This is a genomic window from Nonomuraea sediminis (assembly GCF_018531495.1).
Taxonomy (GTDB): domain Bacteria; phylum Actinomycetota; class Actinomycetes; order Streptosporangiales; family Streptosporangiaceae; genus Nonomuraea; species Nonomuraea sediminis.
Genome location: NZ_JAHDTI010000005.1, coordinates 437,698 through 456,475, shown reverse-complemented (window position 1 = coordinate 456,475; position 18,778 = coordinate 437,698). Strand labels below are relative to the sequence as shown.

Annotated in this window: 30 protein-coding genes; 4 read left to right on the top strand and 26 right to left on the bottom strand. The window is 67.1% G+C overall.

Features of this window, described 5'->3' with window-relative positions; genetic code table 11:
- Nucleotides 1–56: 56 nt before the first annotated feature.
- Complete coding sequence (locus tag KIK09_RS26835) at nucleotides 57–245, top strand: hypothetical protein (RefSeq protein ID WP_214322108.1); 189 nt, start codon at nucleotides 57–59, stop codon at nucleotides 243–245.
- Between the two features lie 28 nt (nucleotides 246–273).
- On the top strand, nucleotides 274–480 hold the full coding sequence (locus tag KIK09_RS26830; RefSeq protein WP_214322107.1) for a hypothetical protein: 207 nt from the start codon (nucleotides 274–276) through the stop codon (nucleotides 478–480).
- A 104-nt stretch (nucleotides 481–584) separates the two neighbouring features.
- Here the strand turns inward: KIK09_RS26830 and KIK09_RS26825 are convergent, their stop codons facing one another.
- Both KIK09_RS26825 and KIK09_RS26820 read right to left on the bottom strand, forming a co-directional pair.
- Nucleotides 585–896, bottom strand: a complete 312-nt coding sequence (locus tag KIK09_RS26825; protein ID WP_214322106.1) for a hypothetical protein — start codon at nucleotides 894–896, stop codon at nucleotides 585–587.
- Entirely contained in the window at nucleotides 893–1,093 is a 201-nt protein-coding gene (locus KIK09_RS26820) for a hypothetical protein (protein ID WP_214322105.1), read from the bottom strand. Before KIK09_RS26820 ends, KIK09_RS26825 begins: the two co-directional genes overlap by 4 nt.
- A gap of 93 nt (nucleotides 1,094–1,186) precedes the next feature.
- On the opposite strand from KIK09_RS26820, the gene KIK09_RS26815 reads away from it, so the two are divergent.
- Nucleotides 1,187–1,459, top strand: coding sequence for a winged helix-turn-helix domain-containing protein (locus KIK09_RS26815; RefSeq protein ID WP_214322104.1), 273 nt, complete (start codon nucleotides 1,187–1,189; stop codon nucleotides 1,457–1,459).
- A gap of 111 nt (nucleotides 1,460–1,570) precedes the next feature.
- Here the strand turns inward: KIK09_RS26815 and KIK09_RS26810 are convergent, their stop codons facing one another.
- From KIK09_RS26810 to KIK09_RS26760, 11 genes are all read right to left on the bottom strand, one after another.
- The gene (locus KIK09_RS26810) at nucleotides 1,571–1,765 is read right to left on the bottom strand and encodes a hypothetical protein (protein WP_214322103.1); all 195 of its coding nucleotides are present in this window, start codon (nucleotides 1,763–1,765) and stop codon (nucleotides 1,571–1,573) included.
- Between the two features lie 83 nt (nucleotides 1,766–1,848).
- Complete coding sequence (locus tag KIK09_RS26805; RefSeq protein WP_214322102.1) at nucleotides 1,849–2,613, bottom strand: CHAP domain-containing protein; 765 nt, start codon at nucleotides 2,611–2,613, stop codon at nucleotides 1,849–1,851.
- A 1-nt stretch (nucleotide 2,614) separates the two neighbouring features.
- The gene (locus KIK09_RS26800) at nucleotides 2,615–2,947 is read right to left on the bottom strand and encodes a hypothetical protein (RefSeq protein WP_214322101.1); all 333 of its coding nucleotides are present in this window, start codon (nucleotides 2,945–2,947) and stop codon (nucleotides 2,615–2,617) included.
- A gap of 102 nt (nucleotides 2,948–3,049) precedes the next feature.
- On the bottom strand, nucleotides 3,050–3,418 hold the full coding sequence (locus tag KIK09_RS26795) for a hypothetical protein (protein ID WP_214322100.1): 369 nt from the start codon (nucleotides 3,416–3,418) through the stop codon (nucleotides 3,050–3,052).
- Nucleotides 3,411–5,246 (bottom strand): hypothetical protein, encoded by a 1,836-nt coding sequence (locus KIK09_RS26790; RefSeq protein WP_214322099.1) that lies wholly within the window; start codon nucleotides 5,244–5,246, stop codon nucleotides 3,411–3,413. Before KIK09_RS26790 ends, KIK09_RS26795 begins: the two co-directional genes overlap by 8 nt.
- A gap of 20 nt (nucleotides 5,247–5,266) precedes the next feature.
- Nucleotides 5,267–6,346 carry a phage distal tail protein gene (locus KIK09_RS26785; protein WP_214322098.1) on the bottom strand — a complete coding sequence of 360 codons (1,080 nt, stop codon included), beginning with the start codon at nucleotides 6,344–6,346 and terminating at the stop codon, nucleotides 5,267–5,269.
- A 12-nt stretch (nucleotides 6,347–6,358) separates the two neighbouring features.
- Entirely contained in the window at nucleotides 6,359–7,066 is a 708-nt protein-coding gene (locus tag KIK09_RS26780) for a hypothetical protein (RefSeq protein ID WP_214322097.1), read from the bottom strand.
- The gene (locus KIK09_RS26775) at nucleotides 7,067–7,537 is read right to left on the bottom strand and encodes a hypothetical protein (protein WP_214322096.1); all 471 of its coding nucleotides are present in this window, start codon (nucleotides 7,535–7,537) and stop codon (nucleotides 7,067–7,069) included.
- 95 nt (nucleotides 7,538–7,632) lie between these two features.
- A complete protein-coding gene (locus KIK09_RS26770) occupies nucleotides 7,633–8,100 on the bottom strand; it encodes a hypothetical protein (RefSeq protein ID WP_214322095.1) in 468 nt (155 codons plus the stop codon).
- Between the two features lie 9 nt (nucleotides 8,101–8,109).
- The gene (locus KIK09_RS26765) at nucleotides 8,110–8,358 is read right to left on the bottom strand and encodes a hypothetical protein (protein WP_214322094.1); all 249 of its coding nucleotides are present in this window, start codon (nucleotides 8,356–8,358) and stop codon (nucleotides 8,110–8,112) included.
- A gap of 43 nt (nucleotides 8,359–8,401) precedes the next feature.
- On the bottom strand, nucleotides 8,402–12,124 hold the full coding sequence (locus tag KIK09_RS26760) for a hypothetical protein (RefSeq protein ID WP_214322093.1): 3,723 nt from the start codon (nucleotides 12,122–12,124) through the stop codon (nucleotides 8,402–8,404).
- A gap of 127 nt (nucleotides 12,125–12,251) precedes the next feature.
- Here KIK09_RS26760 and KIK09_RS26755 point away from each other — a divergent pair, with 127 nt between their 5' ends.
- Nucleotides 12,252–12,632 (top strand): hypothetical protein, encoded by a 381-nt coding sequence (locus KIK09_RS26755; RefSeq protein ID WP_214322092.1) that lies wholly within the window; start codon nucleotides 12,252–12,254, stop codon nucleotides 12,630–12,632.
- A 4-nt stretch (nucleotides 12,633–12,636) separates the two neighbouring features.
- On the opposite strand, the gene KIK09_RS26750 is transcribed toward KIK09_RS26755, so the two are convergent.
- From KIK09_RS26750 to KIK09_RS26690, 13 genes are all read right to left on the bottom strand, one after another.
- Nucleotides 12,637–12,813 (bottom strand): hypothetical protein, encoded by a 177-nt coding sequence (locus KIK09_RS26750; protein WP_214322091.1) that lies wholly within the window; start codon nucleotides 12,811–12,813, stop codon nucleotides 12,637–12,639.
- A gap of 194 nt (nucleotides 12,814–13,007) precedes the next feature.
- Entirely contained in the window at nucleotides 13,008–13,544 is a 537-nt protein-coding gene (locus KIK09_RS26745) for a hypothetical protein (protein WP_214322090.1), read from the bottom strand.
- Nucleotides 13,541–14,023 (bottom strand): phage tail tube protein, encoded by a 483-nt coding sequence (locus tag KIK09_RS26740; RefSeq protein ID WP_214322089.1) that lies wholly within the window; start codon nucleotides 14,021–14,023, stop codon nucleotides 13,541–13,543. The genes KIK09_RS26745 and KIK09_RS26740 overlap by 4 nt, the downstream gene beginning before the upstream one ends.
- A gap of 3 nt (nucleotides 14,024–14,026) precedes the next feature.
- On the bottom strand, nucleotides 14,027–14,227 hold the full coding sequence (locus KIK09_RS26735; RefSeq protein WP_214322088.1) for a hypothetical protein: 201 nt from the start codon (nucleotides 14,225–14,227) through the stop codon (nucleotides 14,027–14,029).
- A gap of 3 nt (nucleotides 14,228–14,230) precedes the next feature.
- Complete coding sequence (locus KIK09_RS26730; protein ID WP_214322087.1) at nucleotides 14,231–14,554, bottom strand: hypothetical protein; 324 nt, start codon at nucleotides 14,552–14,554, stop codon at nucleotides 14,231–14,233.
- A 73-nt stretch (nucleotides 14,555–14,627) separates the two neighbouring features.
- Nucleotides 14,628–15,029: a hypothetical protein gene (locus KIK09_RS26725; protein WP_214322086.1), complete on the bottom strand. Its 402-nt coding sequence runs from the start codon at nucleotides 15,027–15,029 to the stop codon at nucleotides 14,628–14,630.
- Nucleotides 15,026–15,409 (bottom strand): hypothetical protein, encoded by a 384-nt coding sequence (locus KIK09_RS26720; RefSeq protein WP_214322085.1) that lies wholly within the window; start codon nucleotides 15,407–15,409, stop codon nucleotides 15,026–15,028. The genes KIK09_RS26725 and KIK09_RS26720 overlap by 4 nt, the downstream gene beginning before the upstream one ends.
- Nucleotides 15,409–15,801, bottom strand: a complete 393-nt coding sequence (locus KIK09_RS26715) for a DUF6093 family protein (protein WP_214322084.1) — start codon at nucleotides 15,799–15,801, stop codon at nucleotides 15,409–15,411. The genes KIK09_RS26720 and KIK09_RS26715 overlap by 1 nt, the downstream gene beginning before the upstream one ends.
- Nucleotides 15,798–16,424 (bottom strand): head-tail connector protein, encoded by a 627-nt coding sequence (locus tag KIK09_RS26710; protein WP_214322083.1) that lies wholly within the window; start codon nucleotides 16,422–16,424, stop codon nucleotides 15,798–15,800. Before KIK09_RS26710 ends, KIK09_RS26715 begins: the two co-directional genes overlap by 4 nt.
- 12 nt (nucleotides 16,425–16,436) lie before the next feature.
- Entirely contained in the window at nucleotides 16,437–16,631 is a 195-nt protein-coding gene (locus tag KIK09_RS26705) for a hypothetical protein (RefSeq protein WP_214322082.1), read from the bottom strand.
- 11 nt (nucleotides 16,632–16,642) lie between these two features.
- Nucleotides 16,643–17,938 carry a major capsid protein gene (locus KIK09_RS26700; RefSeq protein WP_214322081.1) on the bottom strand — a complete coding sequence of 432 codons (1,296 nt, stop codon included), beginning with the start codon at nucleotides 17,936–17,938 and terminating at the stop codon, nucleotides 16,643–16,645.
- Entirely contained in the window at nucleotides 17,938–18,129 is a 192-nt protein-coding gene (locus tag KIK09_RS26695) for a ribosomal-processing cysteine protease Prp (RefSeq protein WP_214322080.1), read from the bottom strand. The genes KIK09_RS26700 and KIK09_RS26695 overlap by 1 nt, the downstream gene beginning before the upstream one ends.
- Complete coding sequence (locus tag KIK09_RS26690) at nucleotides 18,126–18,734, bottom strand: hypothetical protein (RefSeq protein WP_214322079.1); 609 nt, start codon at nucleotides 18,732–18,734, stop codon at nucleotides 18,126–18,128. The genes KIK09_RS26695 and KIK09_RS26690 overlap by 4 nt, the downstream gene beginning before the upstream one ends.
- Between the last annotated feature and the right edge of the window lie 44 nt (nucleotides 18,735–18,778).

Here is an 18,778-nt window from a genome sequence, read left to right as displayed (position 1 = left end):
ATCCGGCGATCTAACTCCGTCCATCACTGCCCGGCAGGGCTCGAAAGGAGGCCGTCATGGAGGTGATCGCGGCGCTCCTCACAGCCGCAGTGATCGTGTGGCTGCTGTGGAGGACGCGCGCCCGCCACCCGCTACGCCAGTGCCCGCACTGCCACGGCGCCGGCGTCATCCGGTCATGGCTCATGCCATGGCGTTACCGGCCCTGCCCGCGCTGCGGCCGGGCCGGAGAGATCCGCGGCCGATAGGGCCCCTCACCGAGAAGGAGAGATCACCATGTTCGGTTCGAAGAAGAAGGCTGTCGCTGCAGCCAAGGCGAAGCTGTCCAAGGAGGCGAAGATCAAGCAGCTCAGCAAGGAGTCATTCGAGTCCATGTGCCGGGAGATCGATGCCAGCGCCCGCGGCGACTATGAGGACGCCGAGATGCATGGCCTAGAGCACTTCATCACCGAACGCAACATCCGACGCATGCAGGCTGATTAGTCATATTCGCGGGAAATACACAGGCCCCCGCCCCGGAGACCCTCCAAGTCTTGGGGCGGGGGCCTGCCACACCTGGCCCGCGAAAGCGGCAGGGGCCAGGCCGTCTATCGAGGTGCCGCCGCATCCCCGAAAGTGAAGCGGCGCATGAGGTGGTACGCGGTCTTGAGGAGGTCGTTCCTCAGCCGCTCGGCGGGGATGCCGACCTCGGAGGCCAGGGTCAGCATGTGCTGCGGCAGCCGGAATCGACGATCCTCGTTGAGCAAGGCGACCAGGACGTATATGGCGACTTCCTCGAAGTAGTCGATTGGCTCTATCCCGCTGGAGGAGTGCCGGGCGCCGTTGCGGTAGATGTAGAAGAGTCCGTCCGGTGCCTTGCGCGCCTCGTATGTCCCTGCAGATGGGGCTGGAGCTGTCACGACGCCAAGTCCCCAGTCGTGAACGGGATCTCCAGACCCATAGCCGCCGCGGTCCGCAAGAGGATGCCCTTGACCTGTGCATCCCGCTCGTCGCGGGCGATCTCGACGTCCCCGGTCTGATTGTGAGTGATCTTGAACTGGCCATCAGGGAGACGCCGCACCGTGCACTGGTACACGTCAGGCACTTGGAGGGTCATGCCCGGATCGTATGACGCGGTATGACGCGCTGTACAGCGCTATGCCGCTACCTGAGTGTTTGTGCAGCTCAGGGCCGCCGTAGCGTGATCTGTATGGCAGAGGAGATCGTCGTGCCCGAGTGGGACCCTGACACCGTTGGCATCGCCTACCGGTATGCCGCGATCGCAGACCACATCGCGCTCCGCATCAAGGCAGGCCATTTCAAGCCCAATATGCCGCTACCCGGCGAGCGGGCCCTGTCGCAGGAGTACGGGGCGGCGCTCGGCACGATCCGGCGGGCCACCGAGGAGCTGCGGGACCGCGGCCTGGTGGCGACCCTGCCGGGGCGGGGCACGTTCGTGAAGCCGCCAGAGAGCGGAGAGTAGATCTTCGGGCACGCGAAAAAGAGCCTCCGCCCTCCCGAAGGAGGACGGAGGCTCTTCGGCGCCCGGGGAGGGCGCTTGTACGGCCTCGCGCTAGCCGTACAAGTTCAAGGGTCAGTAGCGCTGGCGCGACTCGGACTTCTCGCTGTTGGGCACCACGTAGGTGATGCCGAGGGCGCCGACCACGGCCAGGGCGACGGTCACCCACTCGCCGGTGTTGACGACGCCGTCGCCGGCGGCTGTGACGAAGGATGCCATGCCCGCCGAGACTGCGGCGACGACGGCCTTGGCATACGAGCCGATCTTCATGTGGCCCTCCTCAGGGTCGGTAGAAAGTTCAGAAGCAGTACGAGTCACGTACAGCCCGATCAGCGAGTGGAGGCCGTCCACGATCAGGCGACCTTCAGCAGGGCCGCCCACGTGTCGGGCGTGGTCGTGCCGGTCTGCGGCAGGCCGACGCCGTCCTGGAAGTGCTTGAGAGCGACCACGTGGGAGCTGGTGAACTGGGTGTCGTCCACGCCCGGCAGGACCGCGTACCCGCGGGCGGCCAGCAGGTAGTGCATGGTTTTCACGTGCCAGCCCTCGTCGCCCTGCTTGAGTAGCGGGAGCTTCTTCACGATGGCCTCCGTGGTGTTGTCACGCTCGGGCTTCGGCTTGGCCGGGGCCGGCGTCTTGCCTGGCGCGGCGGCCGGGTAGTCGGGGCGTCCGTAGCCGTAGATGCGGGGGCTGTCCCGGTCGACGGTCTTGCGGTAGACGCCGTCGCCGTTGAAGTACCGGCCGTCGAGGCTGCCGGAGGTGTTGCCGCCGATCGTCGTGATCGACGTCCTGGTGACCTCCACCACGAGTTCGACGTGTGTGCCGCCGCCAGGGCCGTAGTAGACGAAGTCGCCTGGCTCGGGTGTCCTGTAGAAGCGGTGACGCGCCTTGAACCAGGCGACGCCCGTCTCGCAGCCCGCGGTCTTGGGGCCCGCGCCGGCGTTGCCGGAGGCGTTCAGGCACCAGGACAGGAAGCTCGAGCACCACGGGTAGCCGTACCCGTCGTGCGGATAGCCGGGCAGCTTGCCGAGCCAGCGGTTGTAGTGGGTGAAGTTGGTGCCGGATTCGCGGTAGGCGATTTCACCCGAAGCGGCCTTGATCATCGCGTCCAGTCCGGGCATGTCAGCCTCCTTGCAGCTTCAGCCAGGTGGTGATGATGGCTACGACGACGGCCAGGCCCGCGCTGATGAGGGCGCCTACGACCATCCGCCGGTCTGACGCCTTACGGTCGCGGTCGGCCTTCAGCTCTTCGCGGACATGCTCACGTTCGGCCTTCAGTTCCTCGCGCAGCTGGGTGATGTCGTCGCGGTACTCGGTCCGGTGCGCCTCGTACAGGTCGCGGGTCACCATCAGGCTGATCGAGGTCACCAGGTCGCCGAACCGTGCGTCGGTGGTCCGCTCGAACCTCTCCAACGTGCGGGCGACCTCGCCAAGAGTCGGCTCTCCGGCGGACATGTTCAAACCAGCTCCTCGATAGATGTGCATGGTGCTGGTGGCCGCCCGCGCATCCCTCACCATGTGGGGCTGACAGCGCAGGCCCCGCGCGGGCGGCCACGATCATGGGCCTTGCATCTGCCCAGCGGACTTGTTGTTGCTGATGAAGGCGTTCAGCTTCGTCTTCAGCTCGTTGATCAGCGTCTGTACGCTGGTGGTGTAGGTAGATCCGGCGTCCGTAGTTGAGACCGCGGCCACCGATGCGGCGACGCCAGGGATGCGCTTGACGGTCGAGGACGTCTTGACGTAGAAATCGCCGCCGTTGCACCCGATCTGGATCTGGCCCGACGACACGGACGGGATCGCCATATCGGACATCAGCCAGCCCTTGGACGCGGCGGTCAGCGATCCGCGTGAGGCTTCGAGTTGTTCGACGCGCCTCTTCAGGTCGCGGATCTCGGCCAGCAGATCGGCGGGATAGACGTCAGGCACCTGGGACCTCCGTCCCTTCGAGTACGAGGCGGGCCTGTTCTTTGCCGTCGGTGCGGCTGGTGGGCGTGATGGCGATGCCGATGATGCGGCGGGTCCGCCAGTGCGGCAGGTGCCACTCGTTGTTGAAGTACAGCCGCGCCGCGTCACCCAGGTTGTTCGGTGTCAACGACGGAAGCTGGCCAAACGTCACCGTCACCTGGTCCACCCTCAGAGCGCCGGATGCTCGGGCTGCCCAGAAGGCGGCGTAATCCTCCAGCGTCTGCAACACGCTGACCGTGCTGTAGGACAGGGTGCGGTCGATCCTCGGCCAGCCTGCGGCGAGGTGGTCGGTCGCCTCATGCGCGGTCGAGATCAGGCTGCTGCCGGTGGTGGAGGCGTCGCCAGCGGATTCGCCGCGGGCCCGCCACCTGGTCGCGCCGCGGAGGGCGTCGATCTCCTCGGACCATTCGAGGATGTCGCCGCCGTTGCGTCCGTCGGAGAACAGGTGCGGCGGCGGATCGAGCGTGCCGAGCTGCGGGTAGCCCCACACCCAGCGGCGCTGTAGCGCGCCGTTGATGACCTCGAGGTTGATCGACCACTCGAAGCCGTTGTCGACCTGGGCCAGCTCTGTGAGGCGCTGCCCGTAGGTGCCGCCCTCGGATGCGAGGTAGGTGCGGTCGCGCGGTACGCCGGACGTGCCTGTCTGGAGGTTGAGCCCGATGTTGGCGTGGGGGCGGCCCTGCATGTGGACGAGGAGGCCGCGGGCGATCTCAATCTGGTCAACAGCCGAGAACGGCAGATCGGATTGGATCTCGACGTGCGCCAGGTAGGCGTCCAGAGTGCTGCCGCGCAACTGGATGGCGGGCGTGCCGCGCCTGCTGCGGGCGGGCTGGGCTGCGGTGATCCAGTACTCGCCCCAGGGTGCGCCCTCGCGGTAGATCTGGCAGGTGATCACGCCTGGGCCGCGGTCAAGGTAGGTCTCGTCGCGCGGGATGATCTCCGCCACCTGGTCGCCGACCCTGCGGGACGGGATCGGGATCGTCGCGCTGAACTGGCCCGCTTGGAGGATCCGCTTGTCGAACGAGACGCCGACCAGGTCCAAGTCGCCCAGGTAGGTGCGGTCCAGCAGGCGGGTGAACACATACCGGTAGAGGCTGGAACCCTTGCCGGGCGCGAAAGGCTGCACAACCGGCGGTTGCGGAGGCTCGCCACCACTGGCGGCCGAAGCCGCAATCAGCACCGTGAACGAGCCCGCGGCGACGATCTGCGCCGAGGCAAACCCGACCTCGCCCACCGCCAACGTGGAGATGATCGGCTTGGAGACCAGCACGCCGGACGTGAAGTTGCCGGACTGGGCTGCCGTCTCCACCGTGTACCCAGACGGCGTCGACCAGGACACGGCTCCACCGGTAGGCGGCGATGGAACCCCGGAGCAGTACCTGAGCTCCAGCCCGTCCGCGGATGAAGGAGTGGCCGTGGGCGCGATCTTGCTGGAGCTGTGCGCGACCACGAGGCTGGCCGCGACCGCGCCGCTGATGGCGGCGATGACAATCACGCCGTCGGCGACCGAGCCCTGGGAGACCGTGTAGCTGGTCGGCTCGCCAGCGGCGCAGGTACGCGTCCACAGGGTGATGCCTGACCAGTTGTTGCCGCCACTGCCGGGCCAGAACCCGCCGCCGTACTCGTCCAGGACGGTCCAGCTGCCGGACAGTTGGATGGCGCTGTGTCCGCCCGAGTCGGCTGACTGCCAGGCCAGCAGCAGGTCTCCCGGCTGAGCCGCGCCCCTGGATGCTGTACCGGACGGGCCGTGCACGGTGCTGGCCTGAACGGAGCGGACGAGTGCGGGCATCGGCCACCCCCGCCCTGCGGTCAGATCGTGGCGTCTCGCCAGATGAAGTCGACGCCCTGAGAGCCACCGGAGGTAGCGGTGTAGGAGATCGTGTCCGCGCCCGCCGATAGGACGAAGTCGTGCACCGGGACGAACGTGCCGGTCAGCGTGGACATTTTGGACACGCCGTTGATCGTGGCGGTGCTGTAGAAGGTGTCGATCTCCAGTGCCTCGCCGTCAGCAACGGTCAGGTTGAACTGCAAGGTCCGGTTGAGCCGCTGGTTGGTCAGGACCGGGTTGGTGACCGGGCCCTCCAAGCGGATGAACGGGTGGGCGGCGGTGTTGCCCGGGTTGGCCAGCGCGATCGGGCTGTTCACCGGGACGGTGACGCCTCGCAGGTCCAGCCCGTACCGTCGCGGATCGGCGCACGCCACCAGCACCATCGCCGTGGGTAGGCCGGCGTTGTAGTCGCCGTCCATGTCGAGGCGCCGGTCCACAACCTGCCCCATGGCGAGGCTGGGCGGCCCGTAGCCCTTGACCACCAGCGGCAGCGGCGTCTCGTCGTCCTGCAAGCCGGTCACCGCGATGACCTGCCGCAGCAGCGTCTCCACATCAGACGGGTCAGTCGCCGAATCGACCTGGATCCGCAACGTGACAATCCGCTGCTGGGCCAACTTGCGGGCATCCCACGCGCCGTGCCAGGTCGGCCGCTCCACATTCAGGTTGTCGACGGACGGCAGCCCGAGCCAGCCCTCGACCGGGATCTGAACCTTGTAACTGGTGCTCGGACCCCACAGAGTGCCGTTGAAGTCGATCTCGCCGTCCGCGCCCGTGAGCGCGTCGCCGGGTTTGACCGGCACCGACACCGTCAGCGCCGGCCATTCGGAGATCGATTCGAACGGCGGCAGCGTCAGGTTGCGATCGATCGTGAACGACAGCGCCGGCCACTCGCTGACCGACTCGAATGGGCCGAGATTGAGGTTGACGTCCGGCGAGGTGACCGTGACCGTCGGCCACTCCGACACGCTCTCAAACGCAGGTAGCGTCAGATCGACCAGGGTGTAGGTGAGGCGGCCCCGGACGGTTACCGGGATCGGCTGGCTACGGCCGAGACGGGCCATCCACGCCCCCTATCAGTAGTAGGCGGCGCGGTTGATCGCCTGGCCGAGCATCAGCCCGGGACGAGGCAGCGGCGGCACCAGCGGCAAGATCTCGGCGGCCACCCAGTTCCACGTCCGGGAGTTGCCGGTGCCGTCGAAGTTGAGCGTCACCGTGCTGCCGGCCGTTGCCGTGTCGGACGACTTGTAGGCGGCCAAGCCGGACATCTGCGGGAAGATGTTGGAGTACGTGAATCCGACATCGGTCGTGGTGGGGCTGTTGAAGCTGGTGGAGTCGGAGCCGATGCCGACACACCTCGAGTTCGCGACAGTCGACGTGTACACGTTCGGCGTGATCGCCGCAGTGCTCGAATGCCCTTCACCCGTCGCGCCGACCGGTGCGTTCAGGTCGGCCCCAGTGAACACGAGAACCTTCAGGGCGGTGTAGCCGCTGCCGCTCGTGGTGAGAGTGACCGTCCGCGCAGCCGACGTCGCCGCCGGCGCGGTGAAGATCTTCACCGTGGCGTTGAAGGCACCCGAATCCTCACCCGCCTGATGGTTCACCCACTGCGTCCACGTCAACGCCGTCCCAGAGTTCGAAACCGAGTTCGTGGAACCGCTGCCCGAGTTGCACATGCACAGCGCCACCAGCAGCGAACTGTCCGGAGCGGTGAACGACGCCGTCGTGCAGGTGTTGTCAGCCTGGGCGATGGCGGGCGTGGACGAGTCGATCGCCAGCGCCATCTACGACTCGCTCCACACCACGTAGGCGTAGGCATTCACGCCGGTGCCGGTGGCCTTGACCCGCACCCGCAGGAACTTCGACGGAGGCAGGACGAATTCCCTACCCAACGGCCACTGGCGCACAAACGACGTGGTCGGCGACACCAACTGAACGTCGGCCGTACGGGTTGCTGTTGTCGTCCCCTCTACGGAGGCGTTGTAGCCAGATAGCGACGTCCCCAACTGCACCAGCGAGGCAGGCGCGTTCGGATCATCGAACGGCTGAACGCCAGCACTGACGTGCGCCGTCACCGTCGCCGCCACATCGGTTTGGATCAACTCGCACGCGATCGGCGTCGCCGCGGCGCTTCCGTCGAACGAAATGCCCCACTCCACGATGCGCAGCACCCGCGTAGACGGGCTGGCGATCTGCAGCAGGGTCTTCAGCGTCGTCGTGGTGGTGACGGTGGCGAGCTGGGAGGTGGTGGCCATCGCCCCGGAGGCAGCCCAATACAGAGCCATCTGACCTGGCCCCTTTCATGCAAAAAGCCCCGCCGAGGCGAGGCCGAGAATGGATGGAGCTCAGGTCACGGGGTGGCGCGAAGCACGGTCCGCCACGCCCCGGTTGAGTCCCAGGCAAGACCGAAGGTGCCGTTGCTACTCGTGTACGTCTGGCCGAAGTACCGCAGCAGGAAGGCGCGGTTTGAAATGCCGGGCGCGTAGATCAGCAGCCCGTCAGCGGAGATCGTGGCTGACGTCCACGAGGTGGAGTTGAACCGCCAGCCGACCTTGTTTGCGATCCCAGCCAGCTCCGCGAAGCTGATTACCGTCAGCGAGTTGCCGCCAGCCGAATAGCCAGGCCCCGACGTCTCCCCGCTGTTCCAAGGCGACGTTCCGTAGGCGGGGTTGGACTGTGAGAAGTCCGGGGTGACGCTCCCGGTCCACAACGCGCCCTTAAAAGTGCCCGGCGTCGTGTTGCCAAGATCAATGGTGACCGTCTGGCGCATGGTCTTGACGTAGCTGTCGTTAAACCATGCGTCTTGGCTAAGAGCCATGCACGCTCCCTAAAGGTTGATCTGGACGTGCTGGCGGAGCTCACCAGACGGTCGCGTCTCTTCGATGACGTGGTGGCCGTTCTGATCGCGTACGGCCTTGTACCGGCCGCCCTCTTCGGTGCGGCCCTCCTCCACCTGGTCGCGGGTGGCCCATGTCCGCTCCCCGACCACCACGTCCGCGGTACGGCCCTCGCCGAGTGGAGCGCCATCACGCATCCACTCGCCGAACGTCTGGCCGCTAGATGGATCCCAAGGCATGCCGAAGCCCGCCTCCTAACTGGTTGATGTGTGAGAAGGCGGGTTAGCGCGAGTTGAGGAACATGCCGGCCTTGGCGAACACCACGTCCGCGTCGACCGACTCCCGGACCACCATGTCCGGGAAGTTCACTGTCCGGTTGACCACCGCGGGTGGAGGTGCTGACCCGCCGGCGTCTCCGCCGGACGGCCACGACGTGGTGCGGCCGGAGATCAGCTGCTGAGGCGCCGACGTGGTCACGTAGGTGTCGCCGCCGCCGTACAACGGAGAGACCCGGTCAGCAGTGATCACGACCGGCTTCTCAAGCGCCGTCTTTGGCGGGGGCGGCACCGCTCGTTCGCCCTGGCTAGCCCGGCCTGTCCCGCTGCTCTTGCCCTTGCCCGAGCTAGACGACCGGCTCCTGTTGCTGGACGAGGTGATCCCGGCCTGTGCTTCCTTGATCTGTCCACCCAGCGAGTCGACCCGCTTCGCGGCCTGGGCGTTGTACACCTCGAGCCCGAAGTCGGCCGCCACCTCGCCGAGAAGCTGGATCGCCCTCGGCCGATACCGGCTTTCATATGGAATGAACGCCTCGGTCGCGCCAGCCCCGGTGCTGCCCTCGCCGTACAGAATGGTCGGCTTGGACACGATGTGTGGCGGTTGAGGACGCAGCCCGCCTCCGGACATCGTCGTGATGCCGCCCGCCGCGTAGCGGTCGATGCTGCCCATAGCGGTGCCGCGGGCTTCTGCCGTCTTGTTGTTCTGTGTGATCCGCTGCTCGATGGTGATGTGGACGGTTTTGCCGTCCATCTCCTGCAGTTTCTCCCACAGTTCGTCGGCCCGCTTCTTGCTGATCCCGATCTGGGTAGCGAGCTTCTCGAACTCCTCCTTGGTCCGCGGCATGCCCGGGGCGTCGACCTTGGTCTCCACCTTCGACGGGATGAGCCCCATCTGGTCGGCCAGCTTCTTGGCCTCACCCTTCGTGTAGCCCATTTTTTCGGCCACTTGGATGAACGCGTCCCGCTGCTCGCGGGCCTTCTCGTTCACCAGCGCCATGGGGACCTGCTGCTCCTCCATCGCCTTGCGGACGTCGTTCGACGACCGGGCAAGGTCGACCAGGGCGGACCTGTTGTTCCAGTAAGCCTGCTTGTTCTGGTCCATGGTCCGGCCGTTCTCCTTGGCCGCCTCGGTCGCCCTGGTCAGCGCCGAGTGGTAGGAGATGTTGGCCTGCTCGGCGTTGAAGTTCGCGCCAGTCAGCTTGTCCAGCTCATCGCGAAGGCTTGTCACCTGGCCAGTCGTGACCGCTGCCTTGCCGCCCATCGTTGAGATGGCGCTCCCGGCCGTGGTGGCGGTGGTGCCGGTCTTGCCGGCAGCTTCGGCCTCCAGGCGGTGCGCTTCAACCGCCTGACCGAGCTCGCTGTTGGTGTCGCCGAGGGCGTCCTTCAGCTTCTGCGCGTCGGCAGTAAGGCCCTTCCACTGCGTACTCGTGGAGGCGCCACGCCCGCCGACTGCAGTCATCCGCGTGGCGGTGGCCTCAAGCTGAGCGTTGACCTGCGCCAGCGCATCCCGGTTACCCAGAGCTGCGTCGGTGAAGGTCCTCACCGAGATGCCCAGGTCTGCTGCCTTCTTCAGGTAACCCTCGGTGGACAAGGTGTTGATCACTCTGTTACGGGTGTTCTCACCGAGAGCGCCCGAGTCAGCCTTGATGGCCTCCGTCAGATCACGGACCCGCTGCTCGGCCTCGGCGTGCTTGGAAGCGAACAGACCGAGCGCAGCTACACCCAACCCAATGGCGACGCCCCACGGGCCGCCGCTCGCGAGCGAGCTGGCCATCCCGCCGAGCTTGGTCTTCGTGGTGCCCGCCACGTCGCCGACGCCGGAGATCTTTGCCTTGAGAACGCTGAGCGCTTCGGCGCCGGCTGAGATCGCCTGACCGGCCTTGACGGCGGTGTACACCGCGGCGACCGCCAGGGCGACAAGCTGGATCTGCCCGGGATCCATGCCCTTGACGATCGAGGAGAGCAGGTTCAGCCCGGCCAGGGAAGTCGTCCCCAGCGGGGCGAGCCCGGTCACGATGTTGCCGATCGACTGGGCCACGTTCTTGATCAGCTCCCAGACAACCGGAGCCTCCGCCTTCACCCAGTTGATGAAGGAGTGGAACTCAGGGCTGTCCTTCAGTTTCTGGCCCCACTCGGCAAACGCCTGGCTGGCCTTCTGAATGCCTCCGACGATCGTCGGGACGAACGGCAAGAACGCGTTGATGACGCCGGCGACGCCTGTCGTGATGTTGCCGAAAGAGCGGCCGAGCCCGACGATCGCCGTAGGGATCTGGTGGGTGAGGTTGGCCAGGAACTGCGACCAGAACGGGCCCGCAAGGGCCTTCTGAGCGTCCCTCTCCAGCAGTTGGAAGGCTCCGGCCGCACCAGTCACCATCGGCGTCAGCCGCGGAAGCTGCGAGGTCATCAGGTTGAGCGCCCCGCTGATGGCGGGGAACGTGGCGGACTGCAGGCTGACCTGCCACTTGAGGTACTCGTCTTTGGCGCCCTTGAGATCCTTCGCCAGCTCACGCTCTTGCTTGGACAGGCCGGCGAACGCGTCCTTGAGCTTGTTGGCCGCGCCGCCGCCGCCCGACATGGCTTGCTGCTGCTGCAGGTGGGCGATCTTCAGCTGCTGTTCCGCCTGCGCGACCTTCTCCTGGGCTTCCTTCAGCTTGGTGACGGCATCCTGGTACTCCTTGGTGCCCTTCACCCCGGCCTTGTTCGCTTCGGCGGTGTCCTTGCGGGCCCGCTGAGTCTTGACCTCCTGCTCGCGGGACCGCTCCTGCGCCATTTCCAGGTTGAGCATCGCCCGCTCGATCTCGAGCTGCGTGCTCTTGGGGTCGGCCTGGACCTCGGCGAGACGCTGCTGAGCCTCGCGTACGGCGAGCGCGGCGTCCTTCTGGCTGAGGATCGACCTCTCCAGGGAGAAGTTCATGTCCTCGAGCGCCCGGCGTCCGGCCTCTCGCGCCCGCGTCAGGTCTTCCTGTGCCTGCTTCTCGTCCTGCTGCGCCTGCTTGAGCCTCTGCTCGGCCTGCTCAAGCTGCATGGCCTGCTGGGCTGCCTGAGCCGCAGACCTTCCAGCGCCGCCGGTCGCGGTTCCCGCGTTGCGGGCCGCGGTCTCCTGCGCGGTGAGCGCCGTGTTGATCCTCGTCAGCGACGGAATGGCGACCGCCGCGAACGCACCCGCGCCCGCGCCAGCAGCCGCGAACGCCGACCCGAGAGCGGCCACGCCCACCGCGATGGTCGTCACCGCCGGCAGCGCCGCCAGGGCAGCCGCGACCATGGCGATGTTGCCCAGCGCTCCGGCCACGTTCGCGTCGACGTCGACTCTGGCGTCCTTGCCGTTGAGCTTGGACACCTCGGCGTCGACGGCCCGGAGCTCGGTCAGCGCGGCCCCGATGTCGGCCTTCACATCGACGGTGGCGGACTGCCGCTGGAGCTTCTCCAGCTCCCGCTCGATCTCCTGAATCTGCGCCTGCGCGGACGCGGCGTCGATGTCGATCCCGATCTTCTTGTCGGCCAGGGTCTCCATCTGCCGCCGCAGCTCGGCGAACTTGATCTCCGCTGGGGTGCTGTCGGCGTCGATCTCGATCTTCGGCAGTGCCTTCGTGGCCGCCTCGAGCCGTCGGCGGAACTGCTCGGCGTAGGCGCCGGTCTGCACCATCTGACGGGACAGGTCCTCGGTGGAACGCTTGGCCTGACCCATCCCCGCGACGAAGTCGGCGACTTTCGCGCGGAGGCTAATACTCACTGAACGATCGGCCAAGGGTGTTCACCCCCGTCCGTCAGGTCACGGTTGAGCCGAATGCAACAGATGGGGCGTTGGAACGTGTCATGCTCGCGGCGACTCGGGGGTCCGCAGACAGGGGAGGTCCCTCATGCCGTTACGTCACGCAGTTGTTCTCGCTGCCGCGGCGCTCACGCTCGCGGCCTGCGGCAGCAGCTATGACGAGACCGCCCATAGGCGCGCAGTCGAGTCAGCCCTCGGGCATCCCGTAGCGGACTGGAATGCCTATCTGAATTCAGCCCGCGATATCTGCGCTGAGAGCGAGCGCGTTTTCGGGCTGACTGCTGCTCAGTTCAAGGACCACGGGCAGCTTCAGTACCTTCGGATCGACGTCCGCTACCTGTGCGCCGATCGCTCCAAGGAGATCGACGACATGGACGCCATGACTTCGAAGGACCTGTGCGCTCCGCCGAAGACCGAGGAAGATCGGCTCAAGTTCGAAGCGAAGGGCTGCCCCACACCCAAGCCCTGACGTGTCAGGTGGCCTGCTCGATCTGCCACAGCAGGGCCTGCTCGCGATACGTGCCCTTCTCGAAGTGCTTCTCCTGCGCCTCGATCTTGGCGTCACACGCGTAGCACCGCCGCGGCTTCGTCACCCGGTACTGGTGGACCGGCTCGCCATCCCGCATCGCGGTCGAGTCGACCAGGTCCATGTCGCAACCCCCGGGGCATTTGCCCTTCTTCCACCGAAGGTAGGCAGCGGCTTCGGCGTAGTCCTCGTCCGTCCACTCCGCGTCCCACACGGTTTCGATCTGCTCGACCTGACCGCCAGGGTCGCGGCGGATGGTGGTGACCGCCCGCGCCTGCCGCCCGAGCAGCTTCGACCTGGGGACACCCCAGGTCGCGGCTACCTCGAGTTCCTCTTGGAGCCCTGGAGAACGGCGTAGGCGCTGAACGATTTTGGGACATCCAACCCGTGCACATTCACCGCCTGCGCGGCCTGGAACAGCGACCCATACTGGGCGGCCGTCAGGATGTCGACCAGCTCGCCCGCCTCGGCGTACGTCATCGGGTGCGAGACGCAGCAGGCCGCGATCAGGCCGACGCCGAAGGTCTCCCAGTCGACGTCGTTGCCCTTCTCCTCGTCCTCCGACGATGGCGGGTGCTCGGCCACCAGATCCTTGTACTCCCGCCGAGTGAGCCCCTTGAAGCGGAACACCTCGGTGTGCTCCTGCATCTCGGCTTCCAGTGCCCGGATCTTTTGGGCGATCTCGGTCGCTTCCGCGCTGCCGCCCGCCAGGGTGCCCGCCGACCTGTCCCGGGCGGTCGCGAGCTCCCGTTCGAGGTCTTCGAACTGTGCCTGGAGGTCGCCCGCCAGGCACAGTGCGACGCTCTTCTCCGGGCGACGCACCTTCGCCCGCAGGTCAGCGATCGAGTTGCTCACGCGACGGTCGCCTCTCGCAGGTACGGCCCGGACGGGTACAGCTTGGTCTGGGCGCGGTCGTACGTTTCGGCTTCGGGCGCGATCTCGCTGGGCTCGCCACAGGTGACGGTGTAGATGGCGACTTTCTGCCCGATCGCGTACGGCGTCAGGTAGGACAGGCCGCGGCGGACAACGAAGAAGCCCGGAGTGTTGTTCGTCATGACACTCCACATGCGGTCGTACAGGGCGGTGTCGTCGCGGAAGAACTCCAGGTCGATCTTGGCTGCAGTCCTACCAGGGCCGCTGAACGTCTGGGTGGAGGCGAGGGTGTCGCCCTTGACTTCGCCCTGATCAATGCTGATCTTCAGGCCGGTCGCGGTGATGACCGTCTCGCAGGCGACGATGCCCACCGCCGTCAGCTCCGCCACCGTGGGAGCCGACAGCGACGCGACGCTCGGCACGAACGTGGCCTTGGTGTTTCCGTCAGAAAGGCGCTTCACGGCCTACTCCTTTTCATCCTGCGCAGGCCGCTTGGCCGCTCGCACGGGCTTGGGTGCGCCGGACTCCTCCGGCTGCTCGGCGGGGTCATCGCCGGGCTCAGGGATGCGGTTCAGAACCTCGACGAGGTGCTGCCAGAACGGCAGAGCGCTCTCGTCGATCTCGAACTCGCGCAGGGTGCGGTCGCGCACCAGAAGGCGGGCCATCGGCTACACCCGCTCGTAGGTGAAGGTCACGGACGTGGTCGAGGACCAGGTGAGAGCGATCAGCCCATCAGCCGGGTCGGCCCACCGGCTGCTGACGAGGATCCCCTTCGTCGCTCCGGCCGCGATCGTGCGCTGAGGATCGGGGTTCGCCTCGCCATCGGCGTTCACGCCGGGATAGGCGAACGTGATCGTCATCGACGACCCACCGCCGTTGGTGACGCGGATGAACGCGTTGGTGTCGGGGGTGAGCTTGTCGCCAGCAGCGGCGGTGCGGGGCGTGGGAACCGTCCCCGCGACCGTGATCGCTTCTGCGGTGTAGGTGGCCATGCGGACTCTCCTCAGGCATGCCAAAGAGCCCGCACACGCTGAGGTGCCGGGCTAGGTCGAGAAAGGGTGAAGGTCAGTCGGAGCGGCTGAGCCACTGGGAGGTGGCCAGCCAGACCGGCGTGGAAGTGTCGTCCCGGCGGACGGGCTGCGACCCTTCCTGGATGGCCGGCCAGACACGGCGTCCGGCCACGGTCGGAACACCGGACAGCAGGACGGCAGACACCTTGTCGTGCGCCCAGGCCGTCTGATCAGGTGAGCCCCCGACCGCGGTCACCTGATAGCGCAGATCGGTGGGACCGCCATTGAGTAGGTCACGCTCGAACGGGCTCTTGATCCCCGCATCCGGGTAGATGACGACGTACGGCATGGCCGCGTCCGGCGGAGCCTGCGCCCAGTAGATCGCCAGCGTGACGGGGACGCTCGCGCGGATCATCGCCAGCAGCCCATTGACGAGTGCCAGAGAGGGAAGCGTCACAGCAGCTCCCGGACGATCTTGTCGATGTCCGCGACGAACTTCGGCTCCTCGCCGATCGCCGCCCGGGTGCCGTCCCAGTGAGGCGCCTGATTCCGGGAGCCGAACTCGAAGCCCGGACCCATCCCGCCCTGCGGCAGACCGGACTCAGGTCCGACCTCCCACAGCACCTCTTCGGTGACCGGGACCTGCTCGGCGGTGATCGCCTTCACATAGTGAGGACCGTGCGAACCGACAGTCTCCTTGGCGTTGTCCCGCCACTGATCCCGCAACGCCTGCGCATGATCCTTGACGACCGGATACACCCGCTTGGCGACGTCCTTCGCGGCCACGTCGAGCTGGGCGGCGAGGGCGAGGAGTTCGGACGCGTCGAGATCGTCCATCAGCCCTCCTTGTCCTCGACGAGCAGCCTCCTGGCTGTCGCTGTACCGGCCAGGGAGACGGCGATCACCTCGAGGTGTCTTCCGACCAGCCACGCATCGTCGGAGGCGGTGACGGTCAGCCGGTCTTCCCGGGCGATGGCAGGTGCCGCGTCCCACGGCAGTACGGCGACGTACTGGCCGAGAGTGACTTCCCGCTCGCCCCACTCGGTCTCGCCGGACGATCGGGGCTTGATCCGGCACTTGCCGGTGTAGACGGTCATATACGGCTGCTCAAGCTGGCCGGTGTCCTCATTGAGCACCGGATCGCCGTCCTTGCGCTGCACAGCGCAGATGTCTCGCATCAGGGCGAGCGCTGCGGTACGGCCAGCGGCCAGGACGCCTTCGACGCTCACGACTGCATCACGCTGAAGGCACCCTTGCGGTAGCCGCGGAGCTCGTCCTTCTGATCCTTGTTGAGCTGAGCGTTGCCGACCGTCTCGGTGGCGTAGGTCACCGAATAGTCGTCGATGGACTCCGACCGCAGGCCGAGGAGGTTGCTCACGTTCGTGGTGGCCAGTGCGAGCACCACGTCCATGATGTCGTCGGGCACCTCGTGGTAGCCGTGGCTGTAGGTGAGGCGGATCCGAGGCGCCCATACGCCCCGGACCCGGTTCCACGGCCAGCCCATGAGCCGTGTCGTCCCCCACCAGGGGTAGCCGCGGGTCAGCTGGTCGCCGACCCGTTCGAAGTCGGTGCCTTCGGTCAGCGTGTAGTCGGTGCTGCCGAAGTCGCCGAGTTCGACGACAGTGAGCGGGTTGGAGCCGTCCACGACGAGGGGCCGTTGCGGCACCCTCAGAACACGGTCTCCGCCCGGAATCTCGATCGTGTCGCCCGCGCTGAAGGTGATCTGCTGCCGGGTGTAGACCCGCACCCGGGCCGACGCCCGCTTGATAGCGAGCGCGGCCTGAGCGGCCGGCAGAGTCGTCTGCAGGTGGTCTTCGAGGTCGGTCACCGTGGCGAGCGGAGGCAGTGACACGGTGGCCTCCCGTCAGTCGTCGCTCTTGGCTCGGCCCGGTTTGCGGCGTGGCGTCTCGGCCGGGGTGGGCTCCTCGTCGAGGACTTCCACGCGTGGGTCGCCGGCCAGATGCTCGGCCAGGCCGCCCTTGACGACCTGGCCCTCGACGAGGTCGTGGACCTGGTAGTTCCAGTACGTCTTGAGGGGTTCGCGTGCCCGGATGCGCATCGCGGCCCCCGTCAGCCGTGCTCGATGACGACGCCGCGCTTGAACAGCGCCGGGTCGCTGTTGGCCAGCGAGTCGGACGGGACGCCGTAGTCGCCCACCCACGACCACGAGGTGGCCAGGTTCTGCTGCAGGCGGTCCTGCGGCGGGCGGACGATCAGAGCGACGTCCACGCCGGGCGCCGCGTTGATCATGGAGATGTCGGGGACATCCTCCACCCCGGTACCGGACAGCAGGGTGCCCGTCTCGGAGAACGGCGAGGCGATGAGCGCGCCGGCGCCCAGCACGATCGGCCGGTGCACAGTGACGTTGCCGCCGGTGCCGCCCAGCAGGGTCGCCGTCTCGTTGTTGCGGACCCAGTCGATGCCGCCGAACCTGCCGATGCTGAGGTCCCGGTAGATCGGGGAGTCGACGCGGCCCTGCAGCGCCTGCTTGAAGTCCGAATCGGTGAACAGTTGCGCCTCGGTGTCGGGGTCAATATGGGCCACGTAGTAGCCGTTGACCGTCGGCACGTTCATCTTGCGCAGCCGGGTGACCGCGGCCCGGAAGTGGGCGAAGGTGGCCACGTTGGACGTGGTCAGGTCGTAGGCAGTGTCACCGGTCGGCCGGATGGTGGTAGGCGCGTTGGAGGCGATCAGATAGTCGCCGACCACATCCGCGCGGGCCGTGCCGAGGGTGAGCGTGTTCGTGCCGGTGTTGACGCCGGTCACCGTGTTGGCGACGCCCTCGACAGTGACGTTCAGCGGGCTCGACGCCGACACCGGGGTGGGCACGCCGTTGACCATAACGTGGGTGAACCCCGCCACCGACTGCACGATGATCGAGGTGTCCGAGCCGCCCGCGGTGGTGCACCAGGTCCGGCCGCCCGCGTAGGCGGCGTACAGCTTGTTGCGCGCGATCTGGTTGAGCGACTGGCCGGCGTTGATGCCGAGCGTCTGCACGTCGGCCACGTACTTGCTGGCCAGCGCGTGCGCGCTGATCAGCATGTTGGTGTCGACCGAGTTGGCGTACTGGTCCATCGTCACAGACCACTGCTCGATCGAGTAGGTGGCGACCGACGGGTCGGAACCGGTGATCGGCGTGGTGACGGGCGCGAGCAAGCCCTTACGGGTGAAGGTCTTGGTGTCGCCCAGCCCACCCATCCACGGCGAGGAGTCGGCGATCGCCGGGAACAGGAACTCCGGCCGCAGCGCCTCCTGGAAGGCCCGGTCGAGCAGGCCGTTCTGCAGCATGGCGCGGATCGGAGCGGGGACGGTCGACCGCACGTCGTGGCGGTCGAGCTGAAACGCCCAACGGGCGGTCTTGATCATCACTTCTCCTCAGTGATCTGAATGGACACGAGGTCCGGATGCTGCCGGGCGATCTCCTCCAGCCCGAGCAGCGCGGTCTGCGCGATGGCCGACACCGCGGCGCACACGCGGCCCTGCTCGGCGTGGCCCTCGTGTCCGTCCACCTCGATGGAGGTGTGGCCCGGCCCGAGGCGGGCGCGGATACGGATCACCAGGACCGGACGCCCAGTCGCGCGAGTTCGGCGTCCACGTCGGCCTTGTCGGCGGTGCGGTAGTCGACGGGGCCTGGCTCCTTGCGCGAGCCCTGCGACGGGTCCGGCTTGGGCGTCTTCTTCGCCGGCTCGGTCGACTTGCGCAGGTGGGGCTTGCGCTCCAGCAGGTCGGCCAGGTCAGCTTGGATGGCCTCAAGGTCGATGTCGCCGTCGCCGTTGACGTACTTGGTCAGGTCGCCGAGCAGATCGGCGTCGCCGGTGTCGCGGAACTCCTCCGCGGCCAGCGCCCTCACCTCCGCCTTCACCGCGCGCTGGATCGCCGACTTCTCCCGCGCCTCGGCCTTCTCAGCTCGGGTGGCGAGCTTCTCGGCGTCGGACTTGTCGCGGTCTTCCAGCTCGGCCAGCTTGCGGGTCTTCTCGGCCAGTTCGCGGCGTGCGGCGTTACGTTCGGCCTTCATCCGGTCGAGCGCCTGCTTGCCCTTCTCTCCCAGTTCCGGCTTGTCGTCCGGGTCGGGCTCTGGGTCGGGATCCTGGTTGCCAGGGTCCGGCTCGTCGGGCTCGTCGAAGCGGCGCAGGTCGAACAGCCAGCAGCGATCGGTGTTCATGGGTCTCCCGTTGCGGGGTCGCCCCGGCCCTTGCGGCACGGGGA